General features: G+C 58.4%; 16 protein-coding genes. 8 read left to right on the top strand and 8 right to left on the bottom strand.

Annotated elements, in window-relative coordinates:
- Position 1 precedes the first annotated feature (1 nt).
- From M7439_RS07595 to M7439_RS07575, 5 genes are all read left to right on the top strand, one after another.
- Complete coding sequence (locus M7439_RS07595) at positions 2 to 841, top strand: hypothetical protein (protein WP_298347271.1); 840 nt, start codon at positions 2 to 4, stop codon at positions 839 to 841.
- Positions 842 to 847: 6 nt separating this feature from the next.
- Positions 848 to 2,491, top strand: coding sequence for a DUF2079 domain-containing protein (locus tag M7439_RS07590; RefSeq protein WP_298347269.1), 1,644 nt, complete (start codon positions 848 to 850; stop codon positions 2,489 to 2,491).
- A 132-nt stretch (positions 2,492 to 2,623) separates the two neighbouring features.
- Positions 2,624 to 3,703 carry an ABC transporter substrate-binding protein gene (locus tag M7439_RS07585; RefSeq protein WP_298347267.1) on the top strand — a complete coding sequence of 360 codons (1,080 nt, stop codon included), beginning with the start codon at positions 2,624 to 2,626 and terminating at the stop codon, positions 3,701 to 3,703.
- 6 nt (positions 3,704 to 3,709) lie between these two features.
- The gene (locus M7439_RS07580; RefSeq protein ID WP_298347265.1) at positions 3,710 to 5,491 is read left to right on the top strand and encodes an iron ABC transporter permease; all 1,782 of its coding nucleotides are present in this window, start codon (positions 3,710 to 3,712) and stop codon (positions 5,489 to 5,491) included.
- A gap of 10 nt (positions 5,492 to 5,501) precedes the next feature.
- Positions 5,502 to 6,674, top strand: coding sequence for an ABC transporter ATP-binding protein (locus tag M7439_RS07575; RefSeq protein ID WP_298347263.1), 1,173 nt, complete (start codon positions 5,502 to 5,504; stop codon positions 6,672 to 6,674).
- 93 nt (positions 6,675 to 6,767) lie between these two features.
- Here the strand turns inward: M7439_RS07575 and M7439_RS07570 are convergent, their stop codons facing one another.
- Positions 6,768 to 7,907: a P-loop NTPase gene (locus M7439_RS07570; protein WP_308464439.1), complete on the bottom strand. Its 1,140-nt coding sequence runs from the start codon at positions 7,905 to 7,907 to the stop codon at positions 6,768 to 6,770.
- 175 nt (positions 7,908 to 8,082) lie between these two features.
- Here M7439_RS07570 and M7439_RS07565 point away from each other — a divergent pair, with 175 nt between their 5' ends.
- Positions 8,083 to 8,445 carry an iron-sulfur cluster assembly accessory protein gene (locus M7439_RS07565; RefSeq protein ID WP_298336248.1) on the top strand — a complete coding sequence of 121 codons (363 nt, stop codon included), beginning with the start codon at positions 8,083 to 8,085 and terminating at the stop codon, positions 8,443 to 8,445.
- A 57-nt stretch (positions 8,446 to 8,502) separates the two neighbouring features.
- Here the strand turns inward: M7439_RS07565 and M7439_RS07560 are convergent, their stop codons facing one another.
- The 3 genes from M7439_RS07560 to M7439_RS07550 form a co-directional block, all read right to left on the bottom strand.
- A complete protein-coding gene (locus tag M7439_RS07560) occupies positions 8,503 to 9,183 on the bottom strand; it encodes a response regulator transcription factor (protein WP_298347259.1) in 681 nt (226 codons plus the stop codon).
- The gene (locus M7439_RS07555) at positions 9,184 to 10,515 is read right to left on the bottom strand and encodes a glutamine synthetase family protein (protein WP_298347257.1); all 1,332 of its coding nucleotides are present in this window, start codon (positions 10,513 to 10,515) and stop codon (positions 9,184 to 9,186) included.
- A gap of 267 nt (positions 10,516 to 10,782) precedes the next feature.
- Positions 10,783 to 11,223: an NUDIX hydrolase gene (locus M7439_RS07550; protein WP_298347255.1), complete on the bottom strand. Its 441-nt coding sequence runs from the start codon at positions 11,221 to 11,223 to the stop codon at positions 10,783 to 10,785.
- 65 nt (positions 11,224 to 11,288) lie between these two features.
- On the opposite strand from M7439_RS07550, the gene M7439_RS07545 reads away from it, so the two are divergent.
- Entirely contained in the window at positions 11,289 to 12,134 is an 846-nt protein-coding gene (locus tag M7439_RS07545; RefSeq protein ID WP_298347253.1) for a hypothetical protein, read from the top strand.
- A 133-nt stretch (positions 12,135 to 12,267) separates the two neighbouring features.
- On the opposite strand, the gene M7439_RS07540 is transcribed toward M7439_RS07545, so the two are convergent.
- The 4 genes from M7439_RS07540 to M7439_RS07525 form a co-directional block, all read right to left on the bottom strand.
- Positions 12,268 to 13,071 carry an ABC transporter permease gene (locus tag M7439_RS07540; protein WP_298347249.1) on the bottom strand — a complete coding sequence of 268 codons (804 nt, stop codon included), beginning with the start codon at positions 13,069 to 13,071 and terminating at the stop codon, positions 12,268 to 12,270.
- Positions 13,068 to 14,000: an ATP-binding cassette domain-containing protein gene (locus M7439_RS07535; protein WP_298347247.1), complete on the bottom strand. Its 933-nt coding sequence runs from the start codon at positions 13,998 to 14,000 to the stop codon at positions 13,068 to 13,070. The genes M7439_RS07540 and M7439_RS07535 overlap by 4 nt, the downstream gene beginning before the upstream one ends.
- Positions 14,001 to 14,111: 111 nt before the next feature.
- The gene (locus M7439_RS07530; protein WP_298347246.1) at positions 14,112 to 14,927 is read right to left on the bottom strand and encodes an ABC transporter permease; all 816 of its coding nucleotides are present in this window, start codon (positions 14,925 to 14,927) and stop codon (positions 14,112 to 14,114) included.
- Entirely contained in the window at positions 14,924 to 15,889 is a 966-nt protein-coding gene (locus M7439_RS07525; protein WP_298347244.1) for an ABC transporter ATP-binding protein, read from the bottom strand. Before M7439_RS07525 ends, M7439_RS07530 begins: the two co-directional genes overlap by 4 nt.
- A gap of 6 nt (positions 15,890 to 15,895) precedes the next feature.
- On the opposite strand from M7439_RS07525, the gene M7439_RS07520 reads away from it, so the two are divergent.
- The gene (locus M7439_RS07520; RefSeq protein WP_298347242.1) at positions 15,896 to 17,623 is read left to right on the top strand and encodes an NAD+ synthase; all 1,728 of its coding nucleotides are present in this window, start codon (positions 15,896 to 15,898) and stop codon (positions 17,621 to 17,623) included.

Genomic DNA, 17,623 nt, shown 5'->3' with positions numbered 1-17,623 from the left:
TATGAGTACTGCTCAGTTGCGCTTGGCCTCCACGGTGATGTTGGTGCGCGATGCTCCCGCAGGTTTTGAGGTCCTTCTCCTGCGGAGGAACAAAGATCTCGCGTTCGCCGGAGGTGCTCATGTCTTCCCGGGCGGATCGGTGGATGTGAATGATGGTGATCCGACGCTTACTGCTCGATGCTCCGGGTTAGACCCCAGCGAGGCAGATGCACGTCTTGGTGTCACGGATGCCCTTCGTTTCTATGTGGCCGCCCTGCGAGAAGCCTATGAGGAGGCGGGCATTCTCCTCGTGGTGGATGATCTCCGTCGCCCTGCCAGCGACCTTGAGCTCCAGTTGCGGGTTGCACGACGTGCACTCGTGGAGGGAGAACGCTCCTTCGCCCAGATCGTTCAGCACCTCGATCTTGTGCTTGATGTCGGAGCGCTCATCTATGTCGCTCATTGGATCACCCCAGAAGGCGCGCCAAGGCGTTTTGATACCCGCTTCTTCCTCGCGCGCGTTCCACCCCAACAGCTGGCGACGCCGGACCGCTCCGAGATCGTGGGCGAGGTGTGGATCACCCCAGAGCGCGCCCTTGATGCCTACTATCAAGGTCAGTTTGAGCTGGTGCTGCCAACGGTCAAGAACCTTGAGTTTCTTGCGTCATTTGGTGATGTCGAGACGTTGCTCGACGCCGCGCGTGCACTGACGAGTGTCCCACCAATTCAGCCACGGTTTTACCGGCGACCTGATGGCTCTGTCGCGGTCGCGCTTCCCGATGCCCCAGAGTATCGTCAGGCCTCTGCGACCGTTCTCGCCTCAGGAGAGGCACTGCCCACGCGCCCAGCCACTGGCCCGTAGGCGACGATGTCTTCAGAAACAGAGGAGTCTACAGACTCCGATCAGCCACGACTGATCGACTTGATGCGCCCCCTGCGCAAGGGTTCGGTCACGACCACTACTCGGGTGCTTTGGGCCTTGGCTGGGCTCGGTGCCCTTGTCCAGTTCGCGGTACTGCTGATCTATTCGCTCAACAAGTTTCATCACTTTGACCTGTCAGAGGACTATGGGATCGTCAATCAGGCAACGTACCTAATCGCTCACGGCCACCTCAACCCCTTCGACACTATCTACCAGGATCAGTTCTGGCGTGATCAGTTCTCCTTGTTGGCTTGGCCGCTTGGAGCGCTACGACTCGTGGCTCGTTCTGGCATCACGCTGTTGGTCATCCAATCGCTGTCGTTGGCGGCAACCACGCTGGTACTACTCCTCGTCGCTATTCGAGTGATACTCCAGCAGCACTTCCCCCTTGCATGGCGGCTGGTCATGCTGGCAGGATTTGGGTTGATGACCCTCACTGACCCTTGGCTCTATGAGACAGCGTCCTTTGATTTTCACTTCCAGTCGATCGCCGCCCTCACCCTCCTTCTCGCATTGATTGGCTTTCTCAGACAACGGCCATTGTTGGCGTGGATCATGATCGGGCTGACGTTGTTGGCGGGTACGAGTGAGATATTGCTGGTCATTGGATTGGGGCTAGGCCTTCTGCTCCTTGCACAACGGCGCGCCCAGGGCCTTCTGGTCGTTGCGGTGGGGTTGGGGTGGCTCGCCGTCGATCTCATCCTCGGAGCGCATCAATCGACGACCTTTGCGCTCAGTTATGGCTATCTCAGTCAGGTCCACCGCCAGAACCCTTCGTTGATGGCAATTATCGGAGGGGTGCTGGCGCATCCTGGTCTCCCGCTTCATGTTCTGGCTTCGCGACACAGTGCCATAGGTGAGATGCTCGGGTATTCAGGGGTGCTCGGTGTGCTCTTTGTACCGGCCGCTATGGTCACTCTGTTGGCGATTGGGGCTAACGGCCTGCAACATTCGGCTGCCTTTCTCTCCTTGCAATCCGGAGGTTTTCAGAACTTCCCAGAGGTCGTGCTGCTCGAGATGGGTACGGTGCTGATGGGTACGTGGTTATTGGCCCGCTTACGGTTGTCACCGCGATGGGCTCGATGGCCCCTTGGCGGGGCGATGGGGGTTGTGGCCGTGATGAGTGCAGCTCTCGGTATCGACGTCGATCGCGGAATTCCTCCACAATGGTTGACCGTTCCTCCACGAGTTGCGGCGCAGCTACAGACGGTCGCGATCCCAGCCGATGATGAGGTGGTCGTATCGGAGGGTATTGTCGGTAGATTCGCCGATCGGGCCGCTGTCTTTGCGATCTTTGCCCCCGATCAACATTTTCAGGCCTGCAGTTCCACGATCTTTGTGGTGGTAGCGGCGCGCAACGGATTCGAGATTGACCCACCGATACGGAGTGCCAGTATCGTGCGTGACCTCGATAACGATCATGACGCTATTGTCCGGCTCCGCAGCCCGCAGGTCCATGTCTACGAACTCGAGCATCAGCCCGTGGGCGCTTTTCTCTCCTTCTCGTCGGCGAGAGGCGTGAAGGTGAGTCGGATGCCCGCCTTTGGTGATGAGCGTTGCACCGATGAAGATGGGGTGGCGATCTCGTAGGGGTGCCTTGGGAGCCGATGACCGCGGGATCCAGATTGGCTTACCGCCGGGTGCAAACTATTCATCGGTCGTTTGCTTGCTGTTTACCGAGCCTTGGGAACCGGTTCACGGTCGTTCAGTAGCTTTGAGACCATGATGCAACGTAATCGGTTCTCCCGAGTTCTCAAGGTTGGTTTGGCGCTAGCAGGAGCGGCGAGTGTGCTCGCAGCGTGTGGATCAAGTTCGACGGCGTCTACCTCATCGACGACCAAGACCGCCTCCAAGACCCCCGTGGTGCCGTTGGTGGTCTACGGGGCTGAAGGCTACGCACCAGCGGTGGCCAAAGGGTTTCAGCAAGCGACGGGGATTCCGACGGAGATGGTGAACCACTCAACCGGTACGCTTTTGGCGAAAATATCGGCAGAGGCCGAGAACCCTCAGTGGGGTGTCTTCTGGTCTGATGGCTCGGACGCCTATGCGGCTCTCGACCAACAGCACTATCTGTTGCGTGGTTTCGAACCGACGACGGGGACGCTGACGTCGCTAGGCAAAACGTTGGTTCCTGCTGATGGGAGTTATATCCCGACCGGGATTACGATCGCCGCTGCCTATGTCTATAACTCCAAGGTTACCAAGAACCCACCAACCTCGTGGAGCAGTCTGTTGACGCCCACCTGGAAGGGTGCTATCGGGATGAACAACCCAGCGATTTCGGGTCCGACCTACACGGCAGTCGCCTCCATCATGCAACAACAGGGTGGCGTCACGCAAGGTGAGGCCTATTTCAAGAAGCTCGCGGCCAACGGACTGCACATCTACTCAACCAATAAGGTGACGCTCCATGCGCTACTGACCGGAGCAATCAAAGTGGCGTTGGTGCAGAACTCCGCTGGTATTGGGTTTGCATTCACTACCCCTGATCTGAAGGTCGCTTATCCCGATAAGTCAGCGCTTCTTCCCGGCGTGATCGGTATCGACGGTAAGGCTCCAAAGGCGGAGATTGTTGAGGCGAAAAAATTTGCCGACTTTGTCTACAGCCCTAAGGGTCAAGCGCTGATGCTCAGCGGTGATCCTCACGGCGATTCGCTCTTTTACCCCATCATCGAGGGGACGAAAGCACATTCAGAGGTGCCGAACTTGAAGAATATTCCTACGGACTATCCAAATCCAATCGTGTGGGGTTCTCGCGAGGCCACGATTAACGCTTGGTTCACCAACAACATCGTTCAGTAGGTAGCAGTGGTAGCACTTATTGAGCGACCGATCGAGCAGCCCGAGCGCTACGAGCGCTCGGGCTCGGTCCTTTCAAGGTGGCTGGGCCGCCTTGCTGAGTTCTTGGGGTGGCCAATCTTTTGGGTGGTGCTCGTTGTTGTACTGCTCGTCCCGACCGCCTGTTTCTTGATCCTGGCCGTCTCACCCCGTCTTTTTGACCAAGGAAGTGCATGGTTTACGATCAACGCCTTCCGCGAGGCCCTTACCGGTGTCACGCTGCAAGGGATGGCGGACTCGCTGGTGGTCGGGATCCTCGCGGCACTCTTGGCGGTCGCGTTTGCGATCCTGTTGGCTTGGTTGCTCCAGCGTACCAATGTGGGCGGCCGGAGAGTATGGTCCATCTCGATCTGGGCGGTCCTCTTGGTCCCGAGTTATATCATCGCTGTGGGTTGGCAGGTGGTGCTTGGACCAGGAGGGGTGTTGGCGGCGGTCGGTCTGTATAGCCCGATCTACACCAAGATCTTCTTCGGCCCTGTCGGCTATACCTTGGTATTGGCTATCAAAGGGTTGCCATTTGCCTACTTCGCCGTCGCCGGGTCAATCGCGGCACTGGGATCGAGTTTTGAGGATGCGGCCCGAGTGCACGGCGGAGGGAGGCTGACTACCTTGCGGGTGATGGTGCCGATGATCCTGCCTTCGATCTTTGCCGGGCTCATCGTCGTCTTTGCCGAATCGATCGCTGACTTTGGCACCGCTGCCGTGATCGCTCCCAATGCACACTTCCCGATAGCGACGTATAACCTCTATGTTGCGCTCTCTTCCTACCCGGCCAACTTTGGTGTAGCTGCGGTCATCGGTTTGATGCTGGTTGTGGCGGTGGCTGTTGCATTGACGCTGCAAAAACGGTTTCTCAAGAGTCGGTCCTACGCGGTCCTCGGTGGACGAACGAGATCGGCGAAGCAAACGCGTCTTACTCTCCGCGGACAACTCATCGCGCTTGGAGTGTTGTTGGTGGTCTTTTTCGTTGCGCTCGGTGTGCCGATTCTCGGTGCCCTTGTCTCCTCGATGCTCAAGCCCTTCGCGACACTCTCCCTGCACAATCTGACCCTGAGTGCCTATCGCGGTCTCTTTGGGATCTCGGGCCTCGGGAGCTCTCTTGGATTCTCCTTCAAACTGGCCGTGCTCAATGGGTTTCTTGCTCTCATCCTTGGCACCGTTATCGCACGGCGACTCTCGAGGAGAGGTACAAAACTGATCGACAAGTTGCTCGATGTCACGGTACTTGCTGCGATCGCTTTGCCTGGGTTGGTGCTGGCTGCAGGCTATATTTTCGCCTATAACTTGCCAATACTATCAAGTCTTGGTATCGATATCTACGGTACGGTTCTGATACTCATCATGGCGTACCTCGCAGGAGCGTTGCCGTCGACTACCCGTGTGCTTGCGGGACCATTGGCCCAAGTGAAGGGGTCACTGCTTGACGCCGGGCGAGTGCATGGGGCTGGTTTGACCAAATCGTGGTGGCGATGTGCGATACCGCTTCTTGGGCCGAGTTTGCTGTGGGCGTGGTTGCTCACTTTTGCGGCCACGTTTCTTGAGTTGCCGGCCTCTGAACTGTTGGCGCCGCCTGGTACCCAGCCAGTCGCTGTTGCGATCATTTCGGTGCTCGGGAAGTCGAACCTCTCGCAGGGTACGGCGTTGTCGATCGTTGCACTGCTCATCGATCTCGGCATGATTATCATCATCTCGCTGCTCTTCCGCTTTCTGGCCCCAAAGGGCTGGCGACGGTTAGGAGCGAATGTTCTCTAAGGAGTGCACTATGGGCATAACAGGATCAGCGGCTCCAAGTCTTCGGATTGACGGAGTATCGAAGCGCTATACGCCGACGAAGCTCGCCCTTGATGAGGTGAGGTTCCAGGCACGCTCGGGCGAGTTTGTCGTCCTCTTGGGGCCATCGGGTAGTGGTAAATCGACGTTGATCCGGCTGATCGCTGGTATCGAGACCGTCGATAGTGGACAGATCGCCTTTGATGGCAAGACGGTTGCTGGGCCGGGGAAGCACCACCCGCCTGAGGGGCGCGACCTCGCCATGGTCTTTCAAGATTATGCACTGTGGCCACACATGAAGGCCATTGAAAATGTTGCCTTTGCGCTACGGAGGCTCAAAATGAGCGCAGATGAACGAAGGCGGGCCTCGCTGGAGATGCTCGATCGTGTCGGCCTGGCCACCCATGCCGATCAGTATCCTAATGATCTCTCTGGGGGTGAGCAGCAGCGTGTGGCGCTTGCGCGAGCGTTGGTTGCCAAACCGGGGCTCCTTCTCTTTGATGAGCCACTCTCGAATCTGGATGCCGATCTGCGAGAACGGTTGCGGGTGGAGATCGCGAGTTTGACGAGAGAATGCGGCTCCACTGCGGTCTACATCACGCATGACCAATCAGAGGCGTTTGCGCTGGCAGATAAAATCGGAGTACTACAAGCCGGTAGGCTCGTTCAATACTCAACTCCTGAGGCACTCTATTCGTCTCCGCAGACGCCTTTTGTCGCACGCTTTACCGGCCTTGCTGGAGAATTGCCGGGCGTCGTGGAGTCTTGGGGTTCGAACGGGACGATGGTCGTTCGTGTCGAAGATGCCCTCGTGACAGCGCAGGTAGGTGGGCTCTCACCGGGATCGGACAAGGACCCCGTGGGCGTCTTCATCAGAACAGCGGCGGCGACGCTAAGGGATATCGAGACTGCAGATAGCTCTACTAATCAGTTTCGTGGCCGGATCTGCGATGTCGCTTTTCGTGGTAGAGGCTACGATCATGTCGTCGAAGTCGGAGGTGGGCATCAACTCGTTGGCGTCTTCGCGCGAGAACGTTTTGAGCGCGGGGCTGAGGTGTGTTTGGCGGTCGATCCGGCGGGTTGTTTCGCTTTTGGTGCGGCCCCGGCGACGGTTCCCTTAACCTCCGACGCCCAGGGCGACAAGATGTTTGCGGCGCTCGCTTGATGCCGCCCATCAGTTGAACCACTGACAAGATTCCAGCGTCGATCGGGAGTTGTCGTTGGGGACGGTGATCGTTGCGGTCGGCTCAGCGGTAGGTCATCGCAGAGGGCTCGGATCGTCCACTGTCAATGCATCCCAAAGGTGAGCGGTGCAGGCTCCCAACGCATCCTCTTGCCGACCCATCTGCTCGAGGATCGCTGAGGTGAGATCGATGATCGCTGGCATGTCGTGGAGAGACTCCCCAAGGGGAATGTGGGCCAGCAGTGGAAGTTGATACTGCGCGGCGATCGCCGCTCCGCCGCCTTGCCCGAATGGCGTCAAGCGTTCGCCATGGGGACAGTCGATCCAACTCATGTTCTCGATGACACCGAGTAGCGCCAGGTTCGCTTTGATGGCAAAGGAGGCCGCACGCTCGGCGACATGGCTGGCGAGTGCTGAAGGGGTCGTCACGAGGGCGACCTTCGTCGTTGGCAGGAGACGGGCAAGGGTCATCGGAACATCCCCGGTCCCCGGAGGTAGGTCGATGATGAGATAGTCGGGGTTGGCCCAATTTACATCCTCGATGAAGTGTTGGAGCGCTCGCGATAGCATGAGACCTCGCCACATGATGGCCGATCCCGCTTGTTCTACCATCATGCCCATCGATACCACGGCGAGTGTTCCGGCCCCCGTCGGTGCAAGGTACGGATTGATGTGGAAATCGACGGCATCCCCTTCAGCGCTCAGTCGCTCTGCCTGGGCTGAGAGCAGTTGGGGTTGCGAGAACCCCCAAATGTCGGCGTCAAGAACGCCGACATGATAGCCTCGCTCGGCGATGTTCTGTGCCACCGCGATAGCGAGTGACGATTTGCCAACGCCTCCCTTCCCCGAGGAGAAAGCGAGCAGTTGGGTCCCCTGTAGTGCTGGTGGGAGATCGGTGGCTTGTGCTCCTTTACGAGCGAGCTGCATGGCTTGCTCCTTCTCCTCGCGGGTTAACTCCGTAAAAGTGACTTTGAGCTGGCGCCCTTCACGATCTTGGTCATCGATGGCATCGGAGAGACTTCTCTGAATTTGGTTCTTGAGAGGGCAGCCTGGTGTTGTTAAGGCGACCAGGATCGAGATCTGGTGCTCAGTCACCGTTACCGCTTTGACCATGCCAAGTTCCCCAAGGGTCAAGCCGAGTTCTGGGTCCATCACTGCATCGACGACGTCGTGAATCCGAGCCTCTTGGGCGGATGCCGTCGTGTTCGTAGTCATGGTACCTAGCCTAATAACGGTTTGCTGACGCATGAGGCTCTCGTCAGGGTGTTGGCACAGGAGGTTCCTCATGGCGCACAATCAGTGGTGGGTACGATGTTCGCTAAGAGGTCCTTCTAGGACGATGCTGATCTGCGCTATACTGGAGTCATAACAGTGTCTTGAAGGAGTGATCATGGCAATGACATCGGTAAAAATCGGCAAACGGCCCTCAGTGATTACCCTGACGGATCGTGCCGTGGCAAAAGTTGCTGCGCTGCTCGCCGAAGAAGAGGGCGCGGAAGGTCTGTTCCTCCGGGTAGCCGTCGCTCCGGGAGGATGTTCAGGGTATAGCTATGATATGTTCTTCGATAGCGAACTCGCTGAAGATGACATTGCCGCGACCTTCGGGGATGTTCGAGTCGTCGTTGATGCGGCGTCGGCTGAGTTGATCAAGGGTGCTTCGCTCGATTACAGCGATTCCTTGAGTGAAGCAGGGTTCCACATCACTAACCCCAACGCGACCCGAACCTGCGGTTGCGGCTCCTCCTTCTCGTAACCACGCTGTCACGCCTCTCGCTGGTGGGGAGTGCGGTGCCTATATGGAGTCAAGAGCCTACGCGGAGTCGTCTGTAGGTTCTGTCGGGAGTCCAAACTTGTAGCCGACGGAGCGAACGGTTTGGATGAGCGCTTCGTAGCCTTCTCCCAGCTTCGCTCGTAACCGTCGGATATGGACGTCGACGGTCCGTGCCCCGCCGTAGTATTCGTAGCCCCAAACTCTCGACAGTAGGGTCTCTCGCGAAAAGACCTTACCGGGATGGCTTGCCAGGAACTTTAAGAGTTCGTATTCCATGTAGGTCAGGTCCATGGGGGCCCCCGCAAGCGACGCCTGATAGGTGTCGGTGTCGAGCACGAGCGGACCGATGGCGATCTTGGAGTGCTCCTCTGGCTGGCCGTGGCGGACCAGAAGGTGTTGGAGACGTACGGCGAGTTCGTTGCGGTCAAAGGGTGAGACCGCAAAGTCGTCGATCATCCCCTCCCGCAGGGCGAGTTCTTTCACCTGATGTCGCTCGATCAGGAGCAGGAGGGTTACGTCACTCTCTCGATGCCGTCTGATCCCTCGGCAGAGCATGACAGCCTGGTCGAAATCGGTGGTCGCATCGATGATCACCCCCGCGACCTGATCGGGAAGGGCGGTCTCCTCTGGCCCGATAACCACGAATTCATAGCTGGTATCGTCGTAGAAGTCGATCACTCTCTCCACGTTTTTGGGGGAGAAGACAGCGACGGTGGCCAACTAGAGCACCCTTAGGTAGCGAGCCAGTTCGTACTGAGAGATGCGAGTGTTGTAACGTTCCCACTCCGAGTGCTTGTTGCGGATAAACCACTCGGTGACGTGGTCTCCGAGGGTCTCACGGACGAGAGTGGACTCCTCCATGCGAAGCAGCGCCTCCTCTAGCGTGCTAGGCAGGGGGGTTATGTCGAGGGCATCGCGTTTCGTCTCAGGCAGGGTAAACAGGTTCTCTGTCGTCTCACGGGGAAGCTCAAGTTTGTTGGTGAGGCCATCGAGGCCGGCGGCTAGGATCACCGCGAAGGCGAGGTACGGATTGCAGGCCGGATCGGGCGCACGGTATTCGACTTGGTAGTTCTCTTCGCGTGTCGAGGGGGCAATCGGGACGCGCACGAGCGCAGAACGATTGTGGTGTGCCCACGCAATGTCAGCTGGTGCCTCATACCCGGGAACGAGGCGTTTGTAGGAGTTCACCCACTGATTCGTGACAGCGGTCATCTCGGCCGCGTGGGCGAGTAACCCAGCGATAAAATGACGAGCCTGTGCACTGAGACCGTCTGCGGTTGTTGGGTCGGCGAAGAGGTTATCGTCGGCATCAAAGAGCGCCATGTGCAGATGCATGCCCGAACCCTGTACGCCGGCGAGTGGCTTTGGCATAAAGGTGGCGAGCACGCCGGCGTTCGCTGCGATACGCGAGATGATGAGTCGCGTGGTGATGACGTTGTCGGCCATGGCCAACGCGTCGGTCGCGCGTAGATCGATCTCATGCTGGGAGGGGCCATCCTCGTGGTGGGAGTACTTGACGGCGATTCCAGCCTCCTCGAGTGCGAAGACAGTTTCCTTACGAATCTCTGATCCTTTGTCGCTCAAGGAGAGGTCGAAGTAGGAGCCCTCATCGAGCGGCTTGGTGGTGGTGGGGTCGAGGTAGAAGTACTCGATCTCCGGTGAGACGAAGAAGGTGAGGCCCAGTGCATGGGTCCGATCAAGTGTACGTTTGAGTACATTGCGTGGACACCCCTCGAATGGTGTGCCATCCAAGTTGATGATATCGCAGAACATCCTCGCCACCTGGGGCTGGTTAGGGAGGATTGTGAAACTATCAGGGTCGGGCCTGGCGATGACGTCACTTTCTTGAATGCGTGAGAAGCCGTCGATTGCAGAACCGTCGATGATCATCCCCTCGTCGAGGGCGTTGGCTAGCTCGGCTGGCGTGATCTGGAAGGACTTTGGAATGCCGAGGACGTCAGTGAACCAGAGCTGAATAAATTTGATTCGACGTTCCTCGACGACGTGCAGCACAAACCGACGTTTGTCCTCATGCATTTTACTTGGATCCACACCGTTACTCTATGGCGATCCATGCGTTGTCAGACCAGTGTGCACTTGACAGTTAACGTCGTGTTCACACTCCACTTGGTGCCTGCACCGTTGGCGAGCGGAACTGGTATGGCCAATCGCGTCAGGGCCGCCTTGGGGGCGGTGATATCTTGATTGAGGTTGGTGGGACGTAAAGATCCAGAGCTTGACCTTCTCGCTGTCGGGAGCGGAGTACTCCGTTGCCACTGGAGTGATCTACCACCAAAGAACAGTATCGGTTAACCATTGCTAGCGAGGAGGCTGGGGATGTGATCCCTCTGTGGGAGCACCAAGGAGGGTACGAAGCGCTTCGGTGACTCGTGTGTCGCTGGCGGCGCTCAGTCGCTGATCGACCTCCTCGATATTGATCCATGCGAGTTGGTCGATCTCGTGGTCGGGCTCGTGCTCGCCGATCGTTACGATGTCGAGTGCATAGTAGGTGACCCGTTTGGTCCTCTGGAGCTGGTCCGGGTAGGAGATGACGCAGAGAATGGGGCCAACGGTGGTGCAGATCCCCGTCTCCTCCTCGACCTCTCGAATGGCGCATTCGGGAAGGCTTTCTCCTGGTTCACACTTGCCCTTGGGCCATGACCAGTCATCATAACGAGGTCGGTGAACCAACAGAACTTCGTAACCACCTGCCTCAGTGGGACGATAGATTGCACCTCCTGCTGCGAGCACCACCATCATGATCACCTCCTCCGGTTACACTACTAGCTACGGTCGTAGCTATCCGGCGGCCGTATGCGATACGCGTGGAACGAGGTGATTTTGACACGATGGCGGCTTGGTATCACACGCGGTGGGGGCTGCAAACCGGTGTCGTCGGTCTTGGTGCGCTCCTTCTAGCGTCGTGCGGAACCAGCAGCCATGAGACGACCTCGTTAACGTCCAAAGCATCGGTAGCGGCCAAGGTCGATCACGCTCATCATCCGCGCACTCCTCGGCTCCCGGCTCCCCTTGCGGCGGCGGTGACAGCGTTCTCCTCAACGCCGATGCGTTTTGAGATCGCCGTGCATGAGCAGGCACCTGGTGTGGCGCATCGGCCGACAGTGTATGGTGCCTGGGATCCGAGTGATCGAGATGGTGAGGTGGCGATCATCGCGGCAAACGGTGGGGTTGAGTCGGCCTATGGCGCCTCGCGGGTCGTCGCGGGTCACTCATGGAGCCTGATCAGTGGGCACTGGTACAGTGTGGGCTTCGGCCAACAGGAGATCGGCCAGATTCTCGCAGTTGTCGGTGTCATGAACCTGACTGGACACGTGCATGCGAGTGCGTCCCAAGTCATCAGTGGGGCTACCTGTCTTGGTTATAGTGGACAGCTTTCAAAAGCGCAGATTGCCACCACCTTACGACACGGCCCAGCAACACTGAAACAGGCGCTTGTGGGCATCCAACGGCTTCGTTACACGGTCTATGTAGGTGCTGGCTACGTCCGCGGCCTCGAGGTGGCGGCCGTGCTCACTCACGATCGACTGACGTATCACACCCAGTGGACGGTGACGTTCCCAGGTTGGGGAACGCCGTTGAGGATTCGCCCGCCGCTTGCTGCGTCAGTTTTGCCAGGGTCAGCTCCCAGCGGAGGACTTCTGCCGCTCTAATCGTCTGTGGTCGTGGAGATGGCTACAGCAAACGATCAGCGTAAATGATCAGGGCGTTGACGAAGACAAAAGAGAGGTGGCAACGCTTGATGTCTACCTGACCATCGACTCCCAGGAGAAGTGGGACAGGGCGTTAGGCGTCTCGACTGGTCAGTCTCCAGTTGGCGATCAGCAGGACAAGAATGGTATAGATGGCGAGGAGGCCGAGACCGAGCCATGCACTGAAGGTATCTGGTTGGGAGTGCACGCTCATCATCGTCTGTCCGATCGTGAAGGGCAGAAATTTGTTGATAGCGTTTGCGAGTGAGGTTGGCAGCGCTGTCACCAACAGTGGCAGCACCAAGACTAACGCGACAAAGGTGGTGATCGCGCCAGCGGTATGGCGAACGATGACGCCAAGACCTAATGCAAAGAGCGCGAGAAGCGCCATGTACAGGCCGGTACCCGCGACCGCACGCAAAACATTGGCGCCGCCGAGCGATGCGGTCGGTGTCGTGCCCGAGAGCAGAGCTTGGCCGGCGAAGAAGCTGGCAAAACTCACGATCTCGCCAACGATGATCGCCACGATGGCGAACATCGTAATTTTTGCGAGAAGGACCTTGGACCGAGAGGCCGCCGCCGTCAAGGTCGCACTGATGGTGCCGGTCGCGACCTCAGCCGTAAAGACCAAAATTCCGAGCACGCCAAGGGCAAGCTGACCGAGGAGCACGCCCGAGAGGCTTCGTGAGGTCGGGTCGAAGCCCAGATGCTGTGCTGGGCTAACGTGATTCCAGTTCGCCGCGATCGCCCACGCCCCAAGCGATGAGATGCCAATGGTCAGGATCGCGGTGATAAGGAGGGTGAGAATGGTAGAGCGCACTGAGCGGATCTTCACCCATTCCGAGGCGAGTAGGTCACCAAAGCTCTGGCGACGTTGGGTTGTGGTGGTCACACTCATGCGCGCTCCCCTTCTAGCTGGACTGCGGTATGGGACTGGAACTCAACGTCATCTTGCATCAGGCTCATGAAGGCGTCCTCAAGGCTAGCGGAGACGCTGGCGAGTTCATGGAGTACGATGCCTGCCGAGAAGGCGATCTCACCGATAGCTGCGGTCTCAAGGCCAGTTACTTGTAGGCCGTCTGGGTCGACGTTGGTCATGGTCGCGCCCCGTTGGGCGAGCAGGGCTTGGAGTTCGTCTCGACGTGGCGTTCGTACCAGCGTCGTCTTGCCTGAGTTGGCGTCGATGAAGTTAGTCATGTCGGTGTCGGCGACAAGCTTGCCCCGACCAATGACCACGACATGATCAGCCGTGAGCGCCATCTCGCTCATGAGGTGGCTGGAGACGAAGATGCCACGGCCCTCTGCTGCCAAACCGCGCAAGAGGTGGCGAATCCAAAGAATTCCCTCAGGATCGAGTCCGTTGACTGGCTCGTCGAAGAGGAGGAGCGGGGCATCGCCGAGCAGGGCTGCGGCGATGCCGAGTCGTTGACCCATGCCGAGCGAGAAGGTGCCCGCTCGCCGATCTGCGACTGAGGTAAGCCCTACGAGGTCAAGCACCTCGTCAACACGCTGTTTGGAGATATGGTTCGTGGCGGCGAGCGCCAAGAGATGATTGCGAGCGGTGCGACCCGGATGATAGGCTTTGGCTTCGAGCAGGGCTCCGATGGTCCGAAGCGGGTTTTTCAGTTCGGAGAAGTGTTGACCGTTGATGAGTACAGAGCCTTCGCTTGGGTGGTCAAGACCCATGATCATCCGCATCGTCGTCGATTTGCCCGCTCCGTTCGGCCCGAGGAAACCGGTGACCCGTCCCTCGACCACTTGGAAGTCGAGGTGATCGACCGCCAGAGTCCCCTCATAGGTCTTGGTAAGGCCATGTGCTTCTATCATTGGTCACTTCCTCCTCAAGGTAGTTGCGAGATAGGCTACCGAGATTATGCATCAAGACACTGATAGCGGGCTGAATAGTTGCTGTGTTCAAGTATATCTCAACAAGGTGTCTTAACTGATCACCCGGTTCTTGAAACCTCTGATGCCGATGAAGAGAAGGAGGAGAAAGAAGCCGATCAGCCCCCCATAGACCCCATACAGATTCATATGGGGGATGCCGGTAGTGAGCGCTGCGCGCAGCCCTTCGTTGATATAGATCAACGGATTGATCAGGACCGCCCATTTGAGCCAGGGAATAGTGCCGAGGCTGGTCCAGGGGTAGTAGACGGCGCCGAGAAAAGTCATTGGCAACAGAATGATTGCGAAGATAAAAGCGACCTGTGTAGGAGGAACGATCGTACCGATGGCGAGCCCAAGCGCCCCCGAGAGCACTGCGGCGATGGGGATGATGGTGAGCACAAGTGGCCAATTGACGGAAAGATGCACCGTGGTGGCCGGTATGAAGATCGAGACGATAAAGACGACCAGCGCTGCGATGAGCGCTTGGAGGGCGCCGGAGATGATCTTTGCGCTCGCAACGCCCCAGATAGGAACGGGCGCTAGCACCCGGTCCTCGATCTCACGCGTGAACGAAAACTCCTGGACGAGTGGGAGGGCAACGGCTTGAATGCCTTGGGTGATGATGGAGATCCCGACGACGCCAGCGACCAGGAGTGTGGAGAACTTTGCCTCAGCGGCGGCGTTCCCCCCGATCCCCTGTCCGATCTTAGGGAACACGTAGGCCAGTACGAAGACGATCAGGATGGGCTGTGAGATCACCCGCACCAAGAACATGACCCAGCGGGAGACCAGCACCCGGATGTCTCGGACGACGAGTGACCAGATGGTCTGGGCATAGTGCGAACGCGTGGCGGTAGTCAAACTCATTCTCGTAGGTCCCTTCCTGTGAGCGCGAGAAAGACGCTCTCGAGCGATCCCTGTCGTACTGAAAGATTGCGGTAAGTGATCTCCATGGCTACGAGCTCCTTGACCAGCATTGGCAGGAGATCGGTAGGGTCATCGGTGGAGATGGTGAGCTGCGTACCAGCAAAACTGACGGTGGTGTTTGGCAGCGCTCGTGCCAACATCGTCGCCACCTCCGGATCGGCCCCCTGGAGATCGAGTGAGATCTGCGCTTGCTTTGCATAGGACCGCTTGAGCGCAGCGGGAGTGTCAAGGGCAAGCACCTGCCCATGGTCCATAATGGCGATCTTCTCGCACAGCTCGTCGGCCTCATCCATGTAGTGGGTAGAGAGGAGGATGGTCTGCCCGGCGGTGTTGAGCTCGCGCAGGATCTCCCAGAGCGCCAGCCTGCTCTGCGGGTCGAGGCCGGTGGTGGGCTCATCGAGTACCAAAATGGTTGGGCTGTGCATGACGGCACGTGCAACCATAAGTCGTTGCGCCATTCCTCCCGAGAGCGCCCCGACTGGTGCAGCCGCACGTTCTTGGAGGCGGAACTGGACCAGTAGCTGATCAGCCTTTGCGCGGGCATCTTTGGCGGTCATGCCGAAGTATCTGCCGTGGAAGGTGAGGTTTTCTCGGACGCTCAGAGATCGATCAAGGGTGTTGGACTGGGGAACGACGCCGAGGAAGCCCTTGGCCTGGGCGGGTCTGGCGACCACGTCGATGCCGTTGATCATCACCGTCCCAGAGGTCGGAATCACCCGGGTGGTGATCATGCCAAAGGTGGTTGTCTTTCCTGCGCCGTTGGGACCGAGAAGCCCATAGATGCTGCCACGAGGGATGGAGAAACTCACGCCACGAACTGCAGCGATCGCCCCAGGATAGGTCTTCACAAGATCCTTGACTTCGATTGCAGGGTTCTGGGTGCCGAGGTCAGTGGCTACCATGACTATGTGAGTCCTCTCAAACTTGCCTGCGCACAGGTTAATGTTGCCGTCGGAGCTATCGAACAGAACGTCGATCGCTGTTATTCCGCCATCGAGGAGGCGCGATCGCTTGGGGTCGATGTTCTGCTCTTCCCAGAACTGACGCTCACTGGTTACCCGCCGGAGGATCTTCTCCTCCAACCGCAGTTTGTCGATGCCAACGATGCCGCACTTGCCAAGGTAGCCCAGTACGTTGGTGACGATATCGTGGTGGTGATCGGTTTTGTTCGACGCGGCGATGACCTGCATAACTCCGTCGCGGTACTTTTTGATCACCGGGTGCAGATGACCTATGATAAGCAGATCCTGCCCAACTATACCGTCTTTGATGAATGCCGGTATTTCCGACCCGGCGACCCCCAGCCACAGCTCCTCGAGGTCAACGGTGTCCCGCTAGGCCTTGCCATCTGCGAGGATGCATGGTCTCCACAAGGCGCGATCGCGCAGGCGTCGGCGATGGGTGCTGAGTTGGTGCTCGTGGCGAACGCCTCCCCATACGAGATGGGTCGACAGGCAGCTCGAGAGCGGCTCATGGAGGTCCGAGCTTCCGATGCGTCGGTGGCGATTCTCTACTGCAACCTGGTCGGTGGTCAAGACGAGCTGGTCTTTGATGGCGGCTCCTTCTTTGTCGATGCGCTCGGCAGTGTCCAGACGAGAGCGGCTCGTTTCACCGAGGATCTGTTGGTCGTTGATTTCTTGGGGGAGGAGGCCCGCTACCGCAAGCGCCTTCTCGATCCCCGAGGTGGTTTGAGGTCCGATGTCGAGCCAGCTAGACGGCGGATAATCAAGACTCGACCCACCCATGCCAGACCAGTGAGCTCGATTGGCCTGTCCAAACCCATGGAGGCGCCTATCGAGGGTTTCGATCCGGAGGAGGTGACGCAGGCCATCGTGCTTGGGACGCGTGACTATGTGAGGAAGAATCATGCCCCTGGCGTCCTTGTTGCGGTTTCGGGTGGTATCGACTCGGCGCTTGTTGCCGCCCTTGCGGTAGCGGCGCTCGACCCCTCGGCCGTGCAGTTGGTTGCCTTGCCATCTCGCTACTCCTCACCAGGCTCCCTGACCGATGCGACTGCGCTTGCCAAGAACCTCGGCTGCGAACTCGTCACCCTGCCGATTGAGGCAGCCCATCGCAGCCTGTCCGAGATCCTGGCGCGCGAGCTACCTGTCGAGGGTCTTGTCGATGAAAACCTACAGAGCCGTATTCGCGGAATGCTGATGATGGCGCTCTCCAACGGGAGTGGCCGATTGGTTCTCACGACTGGTAACAAGTCTGAGCTGGCGGTGGGGTATTCGACCCTCTATGGCGACACGGCTGGTGGGTTCGCGGTGATCAAGGACCTCTATAAAACCCAGGTGTACGCCATCGCAGCGCATCTGAACCAGCAGCAGATCGTTATCCCCACCGAGATCCTCGCCAAGCCCCCAAGTGCGGAGCTGCGTCCAGATCAACTCGACACCGATACACTTCCCGACTATCCCGTCCTCGATGAGGTGCTGGTCTCGCTCGTCGATCGGGACCAATCGGTAGCACAACTGGTTGGACGAGGCTTTGACCCCGAGATGGTAGCGCGGGTCGATGCGCTGATTCGTCGGAATGAATACAAGCGAAGACAGAGTCCGGTCGGAGTCCGCCTCTCCTCGAAGGCATTCGGGAAGGATCGACGCATGCCGATTAGCTCCGGATACGTGTGA

Source organism: Ferrimicrobium sp. (genome assembly GCF_027319265.1).
Taxonomy (GTDB): Bacteria; Actinomycetota; Acidimicrobiia; order Acidimicrobiales; family Acidimicrobiaceae; genus Ferrimicrobium.
The sequence above is the reverse complement of the archived record's forward strand: the minus strand, read 5'-3'. Positions and strand labels throughout refer to the sequence as shown.